The 16,392-nt window shown below is 61.1% G+C and carries 15 protein-coding genes; 4 read left to right on the forward strand and 11 right to left on the reverse strand.

The genetic code is table 11. The features are described from left to right. Positions 1-180: 180 nt before the first annotated feature. From OX460_RS20015 to mnmG, 4 genes are all read right to left on the reverse strand, one after another. On the reverse strand, positions 181-1,065 hold the full coding sequence (locus OX460_RS20015; RefSeq protein WP_251349583.1) for a ParB/RepB/Spo0J family partition protein: 885 nt from the start codon (positions 1,063-1,065) through the stop codon (positions 181-183). Positions 1,066-1,129: 64 nt separating this feature from the next. Beyond that, on the reverse strand, positions 1,130-1,900 hold the full coding sequence (locus OX460_RS20020; RefSeq protein ID WP_034752687.1) for an AAA family ATPase: 771 nt from the start codon (positions 1,898-1,900) through the stop codon (positions 1,130-1,132). Between the two features lie 158 nt (positions 1,901-2,058). Continuing rightward, positions 2,059-2,703 (reverse strand): 16S rRNA (guanine(527)-N(7))-methyltransferase RsmG, encoded by a 645-nt coding sequence (gene rsmG / locus OX460_RS20025; RefSeq protein WP_289899681.1) that lies wholly within the window; start codon positions 2,701-2,703, stop codon positions 2,059-2,061. Continuing rightward, positions 2,700-4,637 carry a tRNA uridine-5-carboxymethylaminomethyl(34) synthesis enzyme MnmG gene (mnmG, locus tag OX460_RS20030; protein ID WP_251349586.1) on the reverse strand — a complete coding sequence of 646 codons (1,938 nt, stop codon included), beginning with the start codon at positions 4,635-4,637 and terminating at the stop codon, positions 2,700-2,702. The genes rsmG and mnmG overlap by 4 nt, the downstream gene beginning before the upstream one ends. Before the next feature lie 317 nt (positions 4,638-4,954). Between mnmG and sugE the strand changes: the two genes are divergently transcribed. From sugE to OX460_RS20050, 4 genes are all read left to right on the forward strand, one after another. Continuing rightward, positions 4,955-5,275, forward strand: coding sequence for a quaternary ammonium compound efflux SMR transporter SugE (gene sugE / locus OX460_RS20035; protein ID WP_289899682.1), 321 nt, complete (start codon positions 4,955-4,957; stop codon positions 5,273-5,275). Positions 5,276-5,286: 11 nt separating this feature from the next. Next, positions 5,287-5,646: an NADH-quinone oxidoreductase subunit A gene (locus tag OX460_RS20040; protein ID WP_099665948.1), complete on the forward strand. Its 360-nt coding sequence runs from the start codon at positions 5,287-5,289 to the stop codon at positions 5,644-5,646. Beyond that, complete coding sequence (locus OX460_RS20045; RefSeq protein ID WP_180278653.1) at positions 5,643-5,804, forward strand: hypothetical protein; 162 nt, start codon at positions 5,643-5,645, stop codon at positions 5,802-5,804. Before OX460_RS20040 ends, OX460_RS20045 begins: the two co-directional genes overlap by 4 nt. A 76-nt stretch (positions 5,805-5,880) precedes the next feature. Beyond that, positions 5,881-7,038 (forward strand): iron-containing alcohol dehydrogenase, encoded by a 1,158-nt coding sequence (locus OX460_RS20050; RefSeq protein WP_289899683.1) that lies wholly within the window; start codon positions 5,881-5,883, stop codon positions 7,036-7,038. 70 nt (positions 7,039-7,108) lie between these two features. On the opposite strand, the gene OX460_RS20055 is transcribed toward OX460_RS20050, so the two are convergent. The 7 genes from OX460_RS20055 to OX460_RS20085 all read right to left on the reverse strand — a co-directional run bounded on the left by OX460_RS20055 (position 7,109) and on the right by OX460_RS20085 (position 15,845). Next, positions 7,109-9,169: a 3-hydroxybutyrate oligomer hydrolase family protein gene (locus OX460_RS20055; RefSeq protein ID WP_289899684.1), complete on the reverse strand. Its 2,061-nt coding sequence runs from the start codon at positions 9,167-9,169 to the stop codon at positions 7,109-7,111. Positions 9,170-9,245: 76 nt separating this feature from the next. After that, a complete protein-coding gene (locus OX460_RS20060) occupies positions 9,246-10,226 on the reverse strand; it encodes a branched-chain amino acid ABC transporter permease (RefSeq protein WP_289899685.1) in 981 nt (326 codons plus the stop codon). 31 nt (positions 10,227-10,257) lie between these two features. Next, entirely contained in the window at positions 10,258-11,142 is an 885-nt protein-coding gene (locus tag OX460_RS20065; protein WP_034752662.1) for a branched-chain amino acid ABC transporter permease, read from the reverse strand. A gap of 160 nt (positions 11,143-11,302) precedes the next feature. Continuing rightward, positions 11,303-12,511 carry an ABC transporter substrate-binding protein gene (locus tag OX460_RS20070; RefSeq protein WP_289899686.1) on the reverse strand — a complete coding sequence of 403 codons (1,209 nt, stop codon included), beginning with the start codon at positions 12,509-12,511 and terminating at the stop codon, positions 11,303-11,305. A gap of 76 nt (positions 12,512-12,587) precedes the next feature. After that, positions 12,588-13,316 carry an ABC transporter ATP-binding protein gene (locus OX460_RS20075; RefSeq protein ID WP_077398364.1) on the reverse strand — a complete coding sequence of 243 codons (729 nt, stop codon included), beginning with the start codon at positions 13,314-13,316 and terminating at the stop codon, positions 12,588-12,590. Further along, positions 13,316-14,086 carry an ABC transporter ATP-binding protein gene (locus OX460_RS20080; RefSeq protein ID WP_289899687.1) on the reverse strand — a complete coding sequence of 257 codons (771 nt, stop codon included), beginning with the start codon at positions 14,084-14,086 and terminating at the stop codon, positions 13,316-13,318. The genes OX460_RS20075 and OX460_RS20080 overlap by 1 nt, the downstream gene beginning before the upstream one ends. 133 nt (positions 14,087-14,219) lie before the next feature. Then, positions 14,220-15,845, reverse strand: coding sequence for a GMC family oxidoreductase N-terminal domain-containing protein (locus tag OX460_RS20085; protein ID WP_289899688.1), 1,626 nt, complete (start codon positions 15,843-15,845; stop codon positions 14,220-14,222). Positions 15,846-16,392: the final 547 nt, after the last annotated feature.

Here is a 16,392-nt window from a genome sequence, read left to right on the forward strand (position 1 = left end):
AGGGCAATTGCTGCGTGAAACTGACGCTTTACCGACTATTCGCCGCCTTTTGCACCACTATATGGCAAAGTCGCTTGTCTGGCCGCTTCCAGCCGTGTTATCAAGGAATCACGTGGTGCATCTGGAAAGCATGGCCGGATCGTCCATACCCGCATGGCCCCTGTCTTTGCAGCTTGCTATTTAACCACGCAAGCGGGTCAACAAACCATCGAGCACGTCAAGATCGGCAAAATCAATCACCAATTGGCCGCGGCCCTTGTTGCCCATCTTGAACACCACGGGCGTGGCCAGCGCATCGGACAACTCTTCTTCCAGGCGCGCGATGTCGCCGGACTTTTCCTTCTGCCGCGGCTCGACCGGGTTGGCCGCTTCCTCGACCGTGCGGGTAACGAGCTTTTCCGTTTCACGCACGGACAGGCGCTTGGCCACGACCTGGTTCGCCAGGGTGATCTGGCTGGCCGCGTCGACGGCCAGCAGCGCGCGCGCATGGCCCATGTCGATATCGCCGGCCATCAGCATGGTTTGCACGGGAGCAGCCAGGTTCATCAAGCGCAACAGGTTCGACACGGCGCTGCGCGAGCGTCCCAGCGCAGTGGCCGCTTGCTCATGCGTAAAACTGAAGTCGGCGATCAGGCGGTGGATGCCCTGCGCCTCTTCCAGCGGATTCAAGTCTTCGCGCTGGATATTCTCGATCAGCGCCATGGCCGCCGCCGCCAGATCGTCCACATCGCGCACCAGCACCGGCACTTCCGTCAGGCCCGCCAGCTGCGAGGCGCGGAAACGGCGTTCGCCGGCGATGATTTCATATTTGATCACGCCGCTCAGGGTGTCTTGCCCGATCGGCCGTACCAGGATAGGCTGCATCAGCCCCTGCGCCTTGATCGAGGCGGCCAGTTCATTCAGGGCCCCCTCGTCCATGCGCGTGCGCGGCTGGTACTTGCCGGCTTGCATTTGCGACACGGGCAAGTTCGACGGTTGATTCGTGTCCGGACCGGCAAAGTCGCCGCCGCCGCCCAACAGGGCGTCGAGTCCGCGACCCAGTCCTTTTAATTTTTTCGTAGCCATGCTGTCCTAATCGTGTTTTCAGAGTAAGCGCTTACATCACAATGTGCAGGCGCTCGCCCCTTGTTTACATATGTTTGATGCGTTCGACCATCTCGGCGCCGAAGGCGATGTACGCCTGGGCACCTTTCGAGCTGGGGTCGAAGGTCACGCCGGGCAAGCCGTACGATGGCGCTTCGGCCAGGCGGACATTGCGCGGGATGATGGTATTGAATACCTTGTCGCCGAAGTGCTGCTCCAGCTGCGCCGACACTTGTTGCGATAATGTCATGCGCGGATCGAACATCACGCGCAACAAGCCGATGATCTTCAGATCCGGGTTCAGGTTGGCATGCACCTTCTTGATGGTATTGACCAGGTCGGACAAACCTTCCAGCGCGTAGTACTCGCACTGCATCGGGATGATCACGCCATGCGCGGCGCACAGGCCGTTCAGGGTCAGCATCGATAATGCCGGTGGGCAATCTACTAATATGAAGTCGTATTCGCCGTCCACTTCGGCCAGCGCATCCTTCAGGCGGCGTTCGCGGTTGTCCAGTTCGACCATCTCCACTTCCGCGCCGGCCAGCTCGCGGTTCGACGGCAAGACATCGAAGCGCCCCGCTTCCGAACGCTGGCGTGCCGTCTTGACATCGGATTCGCCCAGCATCACTTCATAGGTCGACGCCTTCAGTCCGGCCTTGTTGATGCCGGCGCCCATGGTCGCGTTGCCCTGCGGGTCGAGGTCGACCAGCAGCACGCGCTGGTTCAACTTGGCCAGACCGGCGGAGAGGTTGACGCTTGTTGTTGTTTTACCAACACCACCCTTTTGATTTGCTACACAAAAAATTTTGGCCATGTATCTTCTAATTGTAAAGAGATGCAAACTTCATCGTGCGCCCCGGCATCCGGCCGAAACGATTTATATTATTTATTTCATTTATACGATATAAATCATTTATATCGTTTATACCGTATAAACTGTTTATATGATTTATACCGTTTAATTTCCGGCTTTTAAATTCTTGCTATAAAGACCAGATGACGCTCTGCATTTAGCCCTGGCACCTGGATAGGCCGTAATTCCGTCACTTGCCAGTCTGCCGGCAGTCTCTCGCGCTCGTCTGGCGGTGCCACCCCTTTCAAGGCGATGAATTGCCCGCCCTCGGCCAGCACGTGGTTCGACCAGTTGACGAAGTCGGACAGGTCGGCAAAGGCGCGCGAGGTGATCACGTCGAATTTCTGCTGCACTTCCAGCTGTTCCACGCGTTTCGTGTACACGGTCACGTTGGCGAGGCCCAGTTCGGCCTTCACTTGCGTCAGGAATGCCGTCTTTTTATGCACCGTGTCGATCATCGACACCTTCACATCGGGCCGCGCGATGGCCAGCACCATGCCCGGCAAGCCGCCGCCGGCGCCCACGTCGAGCACGTTTTTCGCCTGCGCGAACGCCGGCACGGCGGCCAGCGAATCGAGCACGTGCAGGGTCAGCATCTGCAGCGGATCGCGCACCGACGTCAGGTTGTACACGCTGTTCCATTTGGCCAGCAAGGCCAGGTAATCGAGCAGTTTTTCCGTCTGATCCGCGCTCAGGTCCAGCCCCAGCGCGGCGATGCCTTCATTCAAAATCTGGGCCAATGCGGCCCGGTCAAACTGCTTCATTCAACAACCTCGTCCTTTAAAGTGGTGGTCTGCGCGGCACCGAAGCCGCGCTTTTTCAGGTGGACCAGCAGCAGCGAAATCGCCGCCGGCGTCACGCCGGAAATGCGCGAAGCCTGGCCCAGGGTTTCCGGGCGCTGCTTGTCGAGTTTTTGCCGCACTTCGACGGACAGCGCGCCGATGTCCAGGTAATTGAAACCCTCTGGCAAGGCCAAGTTTTCATAGTGTTCGTGGCGCTCGATTTCCTTGCTCTGGCGCTCGATGTAGCCCGCGTATTTGAGCTGGATTTCCACCTGCTCGCGCACGGCCGCATCCTCCACGCCGGGGCCGGCCAGGGCCTGGCCTTCGATGCCCGTCATGCTCATCAAGGTGTCGTAGGCGACGTTCGGGCGGCGCAGCAAGTCCGCCAGCGAGTATTCGCGCTCGATGGCCTGGCCGACGATGCGTTCCGATTCGGCGGCCGCCAGGATGCGCGGGTTGACCCACGTGGAACGCAGGCGCTCGAGTTCGCGCGCCACCGCTTCGCGCTTCGTTTCAAACGCTTGCCACTGGGCGTCGCCCACGCAGCCCAGGGCGCGCCCGATTTCCGTCAGGCGCATGTCGGCATTGTCTTCGCGCAGGCTCAAACGGTACTCGGCGCGGCTGGTGAACATGCGGTACGGTTCCTGCACGCCCTGCGTGATCAGATCGTCGACCAGCACACCCAGATAGGCCTCGGAGCGGCCCGGTACCCAGGCTTCCTTGTCCTGCGTCAGCAAGGCCGCATTCAGGCCCGCCAACATGCCTTGCGCGGCCGCTTCCTCGTAGCCCGTGGTGCCGTTGATCTGGCCGGCGAAGAACAGGCCGGCGACGGCCTTCGTTTCCAGCGAGGCCTTCAAGCCGCGCGGGTCGAAATAATCGTATTCGATGGCATAGCCGGGACGCAGGATGTGCGCGTTTTCCATGCCCTTCATCGATTGCACCAGAGCGATCTGCACGTCGAACGGCAAGCTCGTGGAGATGCCGTTCGGATAGAACTCATGCGTCGTCAAGCCTTCCGGCTCGAGGAAGATCTGGTGCGATTCCTTGCCCGAGAAACGGTGGATCTTGTCTTCGATCGAGGGGCAATAGCGGGGCCCCACGCCTTCGATCACGCCCGTATACATGGGGCTGCGGTCCAGGCCGGCGCGGATGATGTCGTGCGTCTGGCTATTCGTATGCGTGACCCAGCACGGCACTTGGCGCGGGTGCATGGCCGTATTGCCCATCACGGAAAACACGGGCACGGGATCGAGGTCGCCCGGCTGCTCTTGCATCACGGAAAAGTCGATCGTGCGGCCATCGATGCGCGGCGGCGTGCCCGTTTTCAGGCGCCCCTGCGGCAGTTTCAGCTCTTTCAGGCGGGCGGACAAGGAGATGGCGGGCGGGTCGCCGGCACGGCCGGCCGAATAGTTATTCAAGCCCACGTGGATCTTGCCGTCGAGGAAGGTTCCGGCCGTCAGCACGACGGCGCGCGCGAGAAACTTCAAGCCGATCTGCGTCACGGCGCCGACGACGCGGTCGCCTTCGACGATCAGGTCATCGACGGCTTGCTGGAACAGCCACAGGTTAGTCTGGTTTTCCAGACGCGTACGGATGGCGGCCTTGTAGAGAATACGGTCGGCCTGGGCGCGCGTGGCGCGGACTGCCGGGCCTTTCGAGGAATTCAGGATGCGGAACTGGATGCCGGACTCGTCGGTGGCGATCGCCATCGCGCCGCCCATGGCATCGACTTCCTTGACCAGGTGGCCCTTGCCGATGCCGCCGATGGAAGGGTTGCACGACATCTGGCCCAGTGTCTCAATATTATGCGTGAGCAATAGCGTCTTCTGCCCCATACGGGCGGAAGCGAGGGCCGCCTCGGTACCGGCGTGACCACCACCGACAACGATGACGTCGAATTCTGTAGGAAATAACATGATAAATAGGTAACAGTGCAAGTAAAAATGCGGGATGAGAGCTCCGATTATAGAGTCTTTTTGCAAGCGCAACCTTGCGCAGCGCATTTTTTGCTTAATTTTTACTCAGCAGGGGCAAGCCAACGACGATTTCTGTTTCACGTGGAACACGCAACGTGGTCAGGCAGAGGGCTGCGGTGGCGTGAAATGTTTGCTACAATTGCCGCATCGTCCGCCAACGTGACCACGCCAGTGGCCAGCGGGACGATCATCCAGGAGGACGGCCTCCCCCATCATGGGAACACACCGGGACGGCCCGCTCTGTATAAGGAGCCGCCATGGCCTGGATACTGTTACTCATTGCCGGCATGTTTGAAGTCGTGTGGGCATACTCGATGAAACTCTCCGAGGGTTTCACCAAACTCACTCCCTCCGTCATTACCATCGTCATGATGATCGCCAGCTTCGGCTTGCTGTCGCTGGCCATGCGCACCCTGCCCCTGGGCACGGCCTATACCATCTGGACGGGCATCGGCGCCGTCGGCGCCTTCATCGTCGGCATCGTCTTTCTGGGCGAGCAAGTCAATACCATGCGCGTGTGCGCCGCCGTCCTCATCGTGTGCGGCATCGTGTTGATGAAACTGTCGTCCAGCCACTGAGAGGAATCCCCATGCTCCTCGAAAACTATTTTCCCGTCCTCCTGTTCATTCTGATCGGCATCCTGGTCGGCATCGTGCCCATGCTGCTGGGCCGCACGCTGGGTCCGCACAAGCCGGACCCGCAAAAACTGTCGCCGTACGAATGCGGCTTCGAAGCATTCGGCGATGCGCGCATGAAGTTCGACATCCGCTTCTACCTGGTGGCCATCCTGTTCATCCTGTTCGATATCGAGGTGATCTTCCTGATGCCGTGGGCGGCCAACGTCAATGAACTGGGCTTGCATGGCTTCTGGGCCGTCATGGGTTTCCTGGGCGTACTGACCATCGGCCTGGCCTATGAATGGAAACGCGGCGCGCTGGAGTGGGAATGAGCAAGCTGCTGTTGCTCAACCTGCTGATGGGCGCCGGACTGGCCTATGCGGCCGTGCGCGAGTATCGGCAAGATGCGCGCACGTTCCGCGTGCTGGCGGCCGTCTCCAGCCTGTCGCTGCTCGTGAGCCTGGGGTTGGCCAGCCAGCTGCAAGACTAAACGGTTCCACGTGAAACATGCGCGGCGCGGGAAAGCGGAGTAAGCTTGGCGTCTGTCCTTGCCGCCAGGAGTCTGCATGCCCGCCTTCCAGTTCCGCACCGTGCCGCACCTGATCGTTGAACCGGGCGCCGCCGCCCAGCTGGGCGCGCATATCGCCCATCACTTCCCCACCGTCCGCCGCGCCCTGCTCGTCACCGATGCAGGGTTTCTGCGCACGAGACTGGCCGATGCACCTCTGCACAGCTTGCGGACGGCGGGCATCGACACCCATGTTTTTTCCGACGTGCAAGCCGATCCGCCCGAAGCCATCGTGCTGGCAGGCGTAGCCCAGGCCCGGATGTTTCACGTGGAACTGATTATCGGCCTCGGTGGCGGCAGCTCGCTGGACGTGGCCAAGCTGATCGCCGTGCTGGTCCCCGGCCACCAGGAACTGGCCCAACTGTACGGCATCGGCAATGTCCACGGCCAGCGCCTGCCCCTGGTGCAATTGCCGACCACGGCGGGAACGGGCTCGGAAGTGACGCACATCGCCATCGTCACCACGGGCGCCACCAGCAAGATGGGCGTGGTGGCGCCGCAACTGTATGCGGACCTGGCCATCCTCGACGCCAGCCTGACCCTGGGCTTGCCGTCCGCCGTGACGGCCGCCACCGGCATCGACGCCATGGTGCATGCGATCGAAGCGTACACCAGCCGCCTGCTGAAAAATCCCTTGTCCGACATGCTGGCCAACCAGGCGCTGTCGCTGCTGTCCGGCAATCTGCTCACGGCCTGCCGCGATGGCAGCCACTTGCCGGCGCGCCAAGCCATGCTGCTGGGCGCCATGCTGGCCGGCCAGGCGTTTGCCAACGCCCCCGTGGCCGCCGTGCATGCGCTCGCCTATCCCATCGGCGGACTGTTCCACGTGCCACATGGCCTGTCGAATGCGCTGGTGCTGCCACACGTGCTGCGTTTTAATCTGTCCCACGCGGCGCCCCTGTACGCGCAACTGGCAGCCATCGTGCAGCCCGGCGTTACGGGCAGCGACGAGGCGCGGGCGAACGCCCTGATCGACGCCATGCAGGAGATTGCCTCGGCCACGGGCATCGCGCGCACCCTGCGCGAGGTGGGCATCGCGGCCAGCGACCTGGACCGACTGGCCGATGAAGCCATGCTGCAGACGCGCTTGCTGGGCAACAATCCCCGTCCCGTTACGCGCGGCGATGCGCGCGCCATCTATGCGGCCGCGCTGTAAGGCCATACGCTGTCAAGACATAAAAAAGCCACGCATGACGCGTGGCTAGCCTTGCGACCACGAGCAGCCGCTAGTTGGGAATATCCACCACCGTGCCCGTCACACTGATGACATTGCCGGACGCCGGCGTTGCCGCAATGGCCGGCACGTTGACATTCGTGATCAGGGTCGACGCATCGGTGCGCGTCACCGTGCGCACCACCTGCGATGGCGGCAAGGCTTGCTTGGCGTTCAAGTGCGCATACATGGCGTCCAGCGCCCGGTTCAGGTATACGTGCAGAGGCACGATCAGGGTCGGCAAGGCGCTGCTGAAGGAATCGAAGTGGTTGGCGTTGGTCACCTCGATATAACGCAGGCGGCTATTCGTCCCTTCCACCGCTGCGTTCAGCCCCAGATAAGCGCGCGAGGCGTGATTGACGGGAATCAAGGTGTCGCTGCGGCCATGCACGATGAGGGCCGGCTTGCCATTGAGTTTGCCCGTCGCCTGCACCTCGGTCATGCCTGCCCGCACGCGCACGCTTTGCGCGGCCAGCGTACCCTGCAAGTTGGCGTTGCTGACGGCATCGCGTCCCGTCGCCAGGCTGCGCAGGCACAGGAAGCCGTCGAGCGACTGGTCCGCCAGGCTGCTCGATGGCGACACGCCGGCCGTGTACACCCTGGCGCCGCCCACGCTGTTCTCGTACACGACATTGCCCACGATGCCGCTCTGCGCGGCAAAGCTGACAGCCTTTTGCGCCGAAGTGAACGCGACCGGATTGCCGCTGATATCCGTCTGCGCAAACGTGAAACCGCACACTTTATCGGTCACGGAGAATTTGCCGTAGGCATACGCATACGTAACGGCCACGAGGATATTCGTGCCCGCGTGCGCCGCCTGCAGCGGATCGGAGTCAAGCAGCCATCCATACGCGCGCAAGCGCTGCTTCGCGTCCGCCTGCTGCGCCGCCAGGTCGGCGCCGTTCAGCAAGCCCTTGGTCACCAGCGCCGTGCAACGTCCCGCATTGCCCGCCACGGAAGCGATGCACGGCTGATACAGGGCGGCATAGGTGGCGTAGTCGAACAGCGCGCGGCCCGGATTGGCCACCACCGCCCCGCCCTGGCGCACACTGTAGGCGCTCGATGGCGCCGGCTGGACTTGCGGCTCGCTGGCCGCCACGCCGCCGATCAAGCCCTTGCTATCCTGTTCCGCCGCCAGCAAGGCCGAGCCGGCGCCGTTGGAGATGCTGGACGCGATCGTGATGGTGTTCTTCGGCGTCAGCCGCACGACGCGCGAACTGCCGTCGCGGGCCAGCACGCCGTAGCGCTCGTTCAACACGTAATACGCCATCTCGACGGCCTGCAAGGTGACCTTGCCCCAGTCCTTCTCCGGGTTCTGCTGCGAGTGCGCATGCTTGAAGGCGATGCGGTTCGGGTTGGCGGCGGTCCAGGCCAGCCGGTCGGCATCGCTCAAGTCCGGCGCGAAGAGCGCATTCTTGCCGGCAGCCACCCTGCCCGCGCGCACCCCGTTCTGCAGGTTGACGCTGTCATCTTCAAACACATACAGGCCCGTGCCGGAGCCCTTGTCGGCATACGCCACGGCGCAGCCCTTTTTCAGCCCCCATTCGCCCGAGCTGCCGATGGCGCCGTAAATGCCGCGCGAGCCGCTGGACGTGCCCGTGACGATGCAGGCATGGTCCGGGTCGAAGCTGGCCGGCACCTGCACCATCAAGGTGACATTCTTCTTGCCCGTGCCATCATCGGCATACGCGATGTATTCGCTGCCGGCGATCAAGCCCTCGCCCGTGCCCACGTTCCCGGACGCATCCACGTTCGGTCCGTACAAGGTGCCGTAGCCGCTGTTGGCGGCAATGTCGAGCACGGCGCGGTAATTGGCGTAGATCGCATTGCGGCGCAATTCGACCGGCGTCGGCTGCTCCGCATTCGCATACGCGGGAGTCGCTCCCGCCAGCCCCGTCTTGCCCAGGCCGGCCGTGAGTAAATCGTTCGTCTTGCCGTCGTAGTCGGTCCGCGTGATGGTGCCCAGGTAGCCCGGTATCTGGTTCCGTTCTTCCGGTGCATGATTGCTGCCGCAGGCTGCCAACGCCAGCAGGGTGCACAGGCTGCTCCCCGCGCGCGTGATCGTCGTTTGCATGGTGGTTCTCTCCGTTAAGGTAACAGTGGACGCACAATGAAAAACGCCGGACGATCCGTCCGGCGTTGCTTGAAAATCAGACAGCGGCTTTGGCTGACCTGCCGCCGAAGCGCGCGATGGCTTCGCCGACGATGCCGCGCCGGAACATCAGCACGCAGATGACGAAGATCACGCCCGTCACCATGCCCACCGATTCGCCCAGGGTGCCGAACCACTCGATGCCCGTGTGCGTGGCCAGGTAGGTGCCGACATCGCCCAGCTTGTTTTCCAGCGCGATGATCAACACGGCGCCGAGGATGGGGCCGGACAAGGTGCCCATGCCGCCCACCAGTGTCATCAGCACAACGAGGCCCGACATGCCCCAGTACACGTCGGTGAGGGTTTCAAAGCCCAGCACCAGGGTCTTGGTGGCGCCGGCCAGCGCGGCCAGCGAAGCGGACAGCACGATGGCCATCAGCTTGTACTTGTTGACGTCGTAGCCCAGCGAGATGGCGCGCGGTTCGTTTTCCTTGATCGCCTTGAGCACTTGTCCGAACGGCGAATGGATGGTGCGCACGATCAGGGCGAAGCCGGCGACAAAAATGGCCAGCACGACGTAGTACAGGACGGTGTCATTGCCCAGGTCTATCGTGCCCAGCAAGGTTCCACGTGGAACACCCTGCAAGCCATCCTCGCCGCCAGTGAACGGCAGGCGCAAGGCGAGGAAGTACACCATCTGCGCCAGTGCCAGGGTGATCATCGTAAAGTAGATGCCCTGGCGGCGGATCGCCAGGCCGCCGATCACCAGGCCCAGCAAGGCGCCCGTGGCGACGCCGGCCAGCAAGCCAAGCTCGGTCGGCCAACCCCAGGTGCGCAGCGCATAGCCGGTGACGTAGCCGGCGCCGCCGAAGAAGGCCGCATGGCCGAACGACAGCAAGCCCGTGTAGCCGATCAGCAAGTTGAAAGCGCAGGCAAACAGGGCAAAGCACAGCAACTTCATCAGGAAGACGGGATAGCCGTAAAACGGGGCCGCCAACGCCAGCAGCAAGGCAATGGCGTAGCCTACATTCTTATTCATCGTGGTAGCTCCAATACATGACTGATGAGGATTACTTTTCTTTGCCGAACAGGCCGGCGGGACGCAGCAGCAGCACGATGACCATCACCACGAACACCACGGTGGCCGAGCCTTCCGGGTAGAACACGCGGGTCAGGCCCTCGATCACGCCCAGGCCCAGGCCCGTCAGGATGGAACCCATGATGGATCCCATGCCGCCAATCACCACCACGGCAAACACGACGATGATCAGGTTCGAGCCCATCAGCGGCGAGACCTGGATGATGGGCGCCGCCAGCACACCGGCGAAACCGGCCAGCGCCACACCGAAGCCGAACGTCAACGTCACCATCAGCGGCACGTTGATGCCGAATGCTTCCACCAGTTTCGGGTTTTCCGTGCCGGCACGCAGGTAAGCGCCCAGCTTGGTTTTTTCGATGACGAACCAGGTCGCCAGGCAGACGGAGAGCGAGGCGATGACCACCCAGGCGCGGTAGTTCGGCAGGATCATGAAACCCAGATCCGTCGCGCCGGCCAGCGCTTCGGGCACGGCATACGGCTGGCCCGAGACGCCGTAGAAGGAACGGAACACGCCTTCCATGATCAGGGTAATGCCGAAGGTCAGCAGCAAGCCATACAGATGGTCGAGTTTATACAGCCAGCGCAGCATGGTCTTTTCGATCAGGATGCCGACCAGGCCGACGAGGATAGGGGCGATGACCAGCATGGCCCAGTAATTGATGTCGAAATAACTGAGGCCCATCCAGGCCAGGAAGGCGCCCATCATGTACATGGCGCCGTGCGAGAAATTAATCACATTAAGCAAGCCGAAGATGACGGCCAGACCGAGGGACAACATGGCATAGAACGAGCCGTTGACGAGACCCAGCAGCAGCTGGCTCATCATCGCTTGTATTGGAACGCCGAAAATTTCCATGGCATCACAGTATAAAAAAGCACCGCCGGGTAGCGGTGTGGTATCAAGGGAAACGCGCCACCGCAAACGGGAGCGGCGGCGCAAGGCGAACCCTGCGGGCGAAGCGTGCAGGACAGAACACCCGCGCAGCGGCGGGCACTCTGTAGAGATTGCTACAGCATTACTTCCACAGCGAACACTTCGACTCTGCCTTGGTCACATACGCTTGCGCGCCGGGCACGGTGGCGACCACCTTGTAGTAATCCCATGGGTACTTCGACTCGGACGGTTTCTTGACTTCCATCAAATACATATCGTGCACCATGCGGCCATCGGGACGCACTTCGCCATTCTGGGTAAACATGTCGTTGATCTTGGTCTTTTTCAGATAGGCCATGACCTTTTCCGTGTCATCCGTGCCCAGCGCCTTGACGGCTTTCAGGTAGTTCGCCGCGGCCGAGTAATCGGCCGCCTGCAGCATCGACGGTTCCTTCTTCATCTTGGCGAAATAGCGTTTCGACCAGGCGCGCGTCTCCGCATTCAAGTCCCAGTACCAGCCGTCCGTCAGGTACATGCCCTGCGTCAGGTTCAAGCCCAGCGAATGGATATCATTGATGAAGATCAGCAAGCCGGCCAGCTTCATCGATTTCGTCAGGCCGAACTCGTTGGCCGCCTTGATGCTGTTGATGGCGTCGCCACCGGCATTGGCCAGACCGAGGATTTGCGGTTTTGCCGCTTGCGCCTGCAGCAGGAAGGAAGAGAAATCCGAGGCGCCCAGCGGATGCTTGACGCTGCCCAGCACCTTGCCGCCGGCCGCCTTGACGACCTCGGCCGTGTCTTTTTCCAGCGAATGGCCAAACGCATAATCGGCCGTCATGAAATACCAGTTCTTGCCGCCCTGCTTGACGATGGTGCCGCCCGTGCCGCGCGCCAGCGCCACCGTGTCATACGCGTAATGCACGGTGTACGGCGTGCATTCCTCATTCGTCAGGCGCGACGAACCGGCGCCGATGGCGATAAAAATTTTCTTCTTTTCCGCCGCCACCTTGGCCATGGCCAGGCTGGCGCCGGAATTGGTGCCGCCGATCAGCATGTCGACGCCCTGCTGGTCGAACCATTCGCGCGCCTTCGAGGCGGCGATGTCAGCCTTGTTTTGATGGTCGGCGGAAATGAATTCCACCTTTTTGCCGGCCAGTACCACGCCGGCATTGGCGATCGCCATCTTGATGGCTTCCGCGCCACCGAGGCCGTCGACGTCGGAATACACGCCCGACATGTCGGAAATAAAACCGATCTTGATGGTGTCGCCCGATACCTGGGCGTGCGCGGCGCTGGACAAGCCCAGGACGCAAAGAGTGGCGGTGGCAATGGCGATAGCGTTACGTTTCATAGTGTCTCCGTTGGGATTATTGTTTGCTATTCAGTCGATTGCTGGACGATGACGAGTACAACAGACTACATGGGGACTACACGCCAAGCAGCTCGGTCAATACCGGCATCTTGGCCTCCAGTTCGGATGCAGCAAAAGTCTCGACGATCTGACCGTGCTCCATCACATAAAACCGGTCCGCCAGCGGCGCGGCAAACCGGAAATTCTGTTCCACCATGACGATGGTGTAACCCTTCGCCTTCAGGGTGGTGATCATGCGCGCCAAGCCTTGCACGATGACGGGCGCCAGGCCTTCGGAAATTTCATCGAGCAGCAGCAAACGCGCGCCCGTGCGCAGGATGCGCGCCACGGCCAGCATCTGCTGTTCCCCACCCGACAGGCGCGTGCCCTGGCTGTGGCGGCGCTCCTGCAAGTTCGGGAACATGGCGTAGATTTCCTCCACCGACATGCCCTTCTCGCCGCTGGCCAGGGTCGGCGGCAGCAACAGGTTTTCCTCCGTCGACAGCGAGGAAAAAATGCCGCGCTCTTCAGGACAATACCCGATGCCCAGGTGGGCGATTTTGTGCGTGGCCAAACCTATCGCTTCGACGCCGTTGACCTTGATCGAGCCCGTGCGCGCACCCGTCAGCCCCATGATGGCGCGCAAGGTGGTGGTGCGGCCGGCGCCGTTGCGGCCCAACAAGGTCACCACCTCGCCCTGCTCCACTTTCAGGTTCACGTCGTGCAGGATGTGCGATTCGCCATACCAGGTGTGCAGTTGTGCAATTTCCAGCGCGGGTGCGCTGCCATTCGCTCGTGTCGCCATCAATGCGCCCCTTCCAGTTCCGCGTGGGTGGTGCCCATGTACGCTTCCATCACTTGCGGATTGCGCGACACTTCGGCGTAACTGCCTTCGGCCAGCATGGCGCCGCGCTGCAAGACAGAAATCTTGTCGCAGATGCCGGAAACCACGTTCATATTGTGTTCCACCATCAAAATCGTGCGGCCAGCCGACACTTTTTTGATCAGTTCCGTCACGCGGTGCACGTCTTCATGGCCCATGCCTTGCGTCGGTTCGTCGAGCAGCATCATTTCCGGCTCCATCGCCAGGGTGGTGGCAATTTCCAGCGCCCGCTTGCGGCCGTACGGCATGTCGACCGTGATGGTGTCGGCAAACTCCGTCAGGTCGACCTCGGCCAGCAAGGCCATGGCGCGGTCGTTGAGCTGATTCAATGCCCGTTCGCTTTGCCAGAAGTGGAACGAGGTGCCGAGCTGGCGCTGCAAGCCGATGCGCACATTTTGCAGCACGGATAAATGCGGGAAGACGGCGGAAATCTGGAAGGAACGGATCACGCCCATGCGCGCGATCTGGGCCGGTTTGGCGGCCGTGATATCTTTCCCATTGAACAGGATCTGTCCGGAAGTGGGGACCAGGAATTTGGTGAGCAAGTTGAAACACGTGGTCTTGCCGGCGCCGTTCGGACCGATCAAGGCGTGGATATGGCCCCGCTCTACCTTCAGGTTCACCTCGCTCACAGCGGTGAATCCCTTGAATTCCTTGGTCAAATTTCTTGTTTCCAAGATTACGTTTGACATCGTGTCTCCTAGTTGTACTTTTTGTACTACTTAGTCATTTTTATAATACACAACTTAAATTTAACGCACAATACAGTATAACTACGGGGATTTTTCGCCGGCCCGAATGGCGCAAACTCGCACGCTTGCCCGGCTATTTCCAGGCCGCGTGTATCATTTGCGCCGCTTTTTCCGCGATCATCACGGTGGGCGAGTTCGTATTACCAGAAGTAATGTACGGCATGATCGATGCATCGACGACGCGCAAGCCGGCTACGCCGAGCACGCGCAGCTGGCTGTCGACCACGCTCAAGGGATCGCTGGCCAGGCCCATGCGGCAGGTACCCACCGGGTGAAAGATGGTGGTGCCGATCTGGCTGGCCGCCTGCGCCAGTTCTTCCTGGCTCTGGAATTGCACGCCGGGCTTGTATTCCTGTGGCGCAAACTTACTTAACGCCGGCGCGGCGGCGATGGCCCGCGTCAGGCGCAAGGCGTCGGCCGCCACGGCGCGGTCCTGCTCGGTACTCAGGTAATTGGGCACGATCTTCGGCGCCGCATAACTGTCGCCCGACGCGATATGCACGTGGCCGCGCGAGGTGGGGCGCAGATTGCACACGCTGGCCGTAAACGCGGGAAACGCGTGCAACGGTTCGCCGAATTTATCCAGCGACAAGGGTTGCACATGGTATTGCAGGTTCGGCGTGGCTTGCTGCGGATCGGACTTGGCGAACGCTCCCAGCTGCGACGGCGCCATCGACATGGGCCCGCTCTGGAACAGCGCATATTGCAAGCCGATCTGCATTTTTCCCACGATATTGCTGGCCATCACATTCAAGGTTTTCACGCCCTGCACCTTGTAAACCATGCGCAGCTGCAAATGATCCTGCAAATTGCCGCCCACGCCAGCCGCATCGAGCACCGGCACAATCCCATGCTGCTGCAGCAAGGCGGCCGGGCCGATGCCGGACAATTGCAGCAATTGCGGCGAACCGATGGCGCCCGCCGTCAGCAGGGTTTCCCGCCGGGCCGTCGCCTGCCACTGCGTGCCGCCGCCCGTAAACACGATGCCCGCGCAGCGCGGTCCCGCGTCCGTCGTTTCCAGCAGCAGACGTTCCACGTGGCAACCCGTCATGATGGTCAGGTTCGGGCGGCGCGATGCCGGTTTCAAGAACGCTTTCGAGGTATTCCAGCGGATGCCGCGGCGCTGGTTGACGTCGAAATATGCGCTGCCGCTATTGTCGCCGCCATTGAAATCGCTGGTTTTCGGGATGCCGACCTGCTGCGCCGCATCGCGGAATGCATTCAGGATATCCCAGGACAGGCGCTGTTTTTCCACGCGCCATTCGCCGCCCACACCGTGGTTTTCCGAGGCGCCGCCGTAATAATCCTCGCTTTGTTTGAAAAGCGGCAAGACCTTGTCCCAGCGCCAGGAAGCGTCGTCCGTCAGGTCGGCCCAGTGGTCGTAATCGCCGGCTTGGCCGCGCATGTAGATCATGCCGTTGATGGAAGAGCTGCCGCCCAGGACTTTTCCGCGTGGATACATCAGGCTGCGCCCGCCCAGGCCCGCATCCGCCTGCGTGGAATACAGCCAATCCGTACGGGGATTGCCGATGCAATGCAGATAGCCGACGGGAATGTGGATCCACACGTAATCGTCCTTGCCGCCCGCTTCCACGAGCAAAACGTTGGTGTCCTTGTCCCGCGTGAGCCGGTTGGCCAGCACGCAACCTGCCGTGCCGCCGCCCACGATGATGTAGTCGTATTCGCCTGCCGATTCCAATGAAGCTCCTTTCGGTATGCCATCAAGCTGTCGCGCGGCGTATCTCCCCACCGCGTTCCTGTACCAGAGTCTGTCTTTCTTCATGCATGCATGGCTGCTGAGCCGCCTTGAGATTACCACCAGTGCCGGGCCAGGGCGACATTAATCGTGGCTGACGATACGGGCAAGCGTCACGGAAAGCTCAAAAACAGGGTCGCCAAGCTGTGGATAACCGTATGGATATCCACAGGTACGATATGTGAGTAAACGAAAATTTTTTTGGACGCCTTTTTTATCCCAAAACCATCCCCGGCAGATACAACCCTTACTCAGCGTTTATCCGTACGCCAAGCGATTGTTTACAAGGATAAATCCGGACTTATCCACAGAAGATACCGCCGTTAACTACTATTACTATTCTTGTATACGAACTTGTTAAGGTAAACCCGACAACGCACGCTTTGCCTGCCCTTCATCTTCAAGAAGCTACGCCAGCCTGTCTGCAAAAAAAACCGGCGAGCTGCTTTGAGTGACAAAAAAAAAAGGGAGCCAACAACTGAGCAACGAA

It is taken from the genome of Janthinobacterium sp. SUN033, assembly GCF_030397595.1.
In the GTDB taxonomy this organism is placed as follows: Bacteria; Pseudomonadota; Gammaproteobacteria; order Burkholderiales; family Burkholderiaceae_D; genus Janthinobacterium; species Janthinobacterium kumbetense.

Bases quoted from the DNA above. Each gene is read 5' to 3' on its own strand.
- OX460_RS20045 (WP_180278653.1), top strand. From the start codon at position 5,643: ATGAGCAAGCTGCTGTTGCTCAACCTGCTGATGGGCGCCGGACTGGCC.
- OX460_RS20020 (WP_034752687.1), bottom strand. From the start codon at position 1,900: ATGGCCAAAATTTTTTGTGTAGCAAATCAAAAGGGTGGTGTTGGTAAA.
- OX460_RS20065 (WP_034752662.1), bottom strand. From the start codon at position 11,142: ATGGAAATTTTCGGCGTTCCAATACAAGCGATGATGAGCCAGCTGCTG.
- mnmG (WP_251349586.1), bottom strand. From the start codon at position 4,637: ATGTTATTTCCTACAGAATTCGACGTCATCGTTGTCGGTGGTGGTCAC.
- sugE (WP_289899682.1), top strand. From the start codon at position 4,955: ATGGCCTGGATACTGTTACTCATTGCCGGCATGTTTGAAGTCGTGTGG.
- OX460_RS20075 (WP_077398364.1), bottom strand. From the start codon at position 13,316: ATGGCGACACGAGCGAATGGCAGCGCACCCGCGCTGGAAATTGCACAA.
- rsmG (WP_289899681.1), bottom strand. From the start codon at position 2,703: ATGAAGCAGTTTGACCGGGCCGCATTGGCCCAGATTTTGAATGAAGGC.
- OX460_RS20080 (WP_289899687.1), bottom strand. From the start codon at position 14,086: ATGTCAAACGTAATCTTGGAAACAAGAAATTTGACCAAGGAATTCAAG.
- OX460_RS20060 (WP_289899685.1), bottom strand. From the start codon at position 10,226: ATGAATAAGAATGTAGGCTACGCCATTGCCTTGCTGCTGGCGTTGGCG.
- OX460_RS20055 (WP_289899684.1), bottom strand. From the start codon at position 9,169: ATGCAAACGACGATCACGCGCGCGGGGAGCAGCCTGTGCACCCTGCTG.
- OX460_RS20070 (WP_289899686.1), bottom strand. From the start codon at position 12,511: ATGAAACGTAACGCTATCGCCATTGCCACCGCCACTCTTTGCGTCCTG.
- OX460_RS20050 (WP_289899683.1), top strand. From the start codon at position 5,881: ATGCCCGCCTTCCAGTTCCGCACCGTGCCGCACCTGATCGTTGAACCG.
- OX460_RS20015 (WP_251349583.1), bottom strand. From the start codon at position 1,065: ATGGCTACGAAAAAATTAAAAGGACTGGGTCGCGGACTCGACGCCCTG.
- OX460_RS20040 (WP_099665948.1), top strand. From the start codon at position 5,287: ATGCTCCTCGAAAACTATTTTCCCGTCCTCCTGTTCATTCTGATCGGC.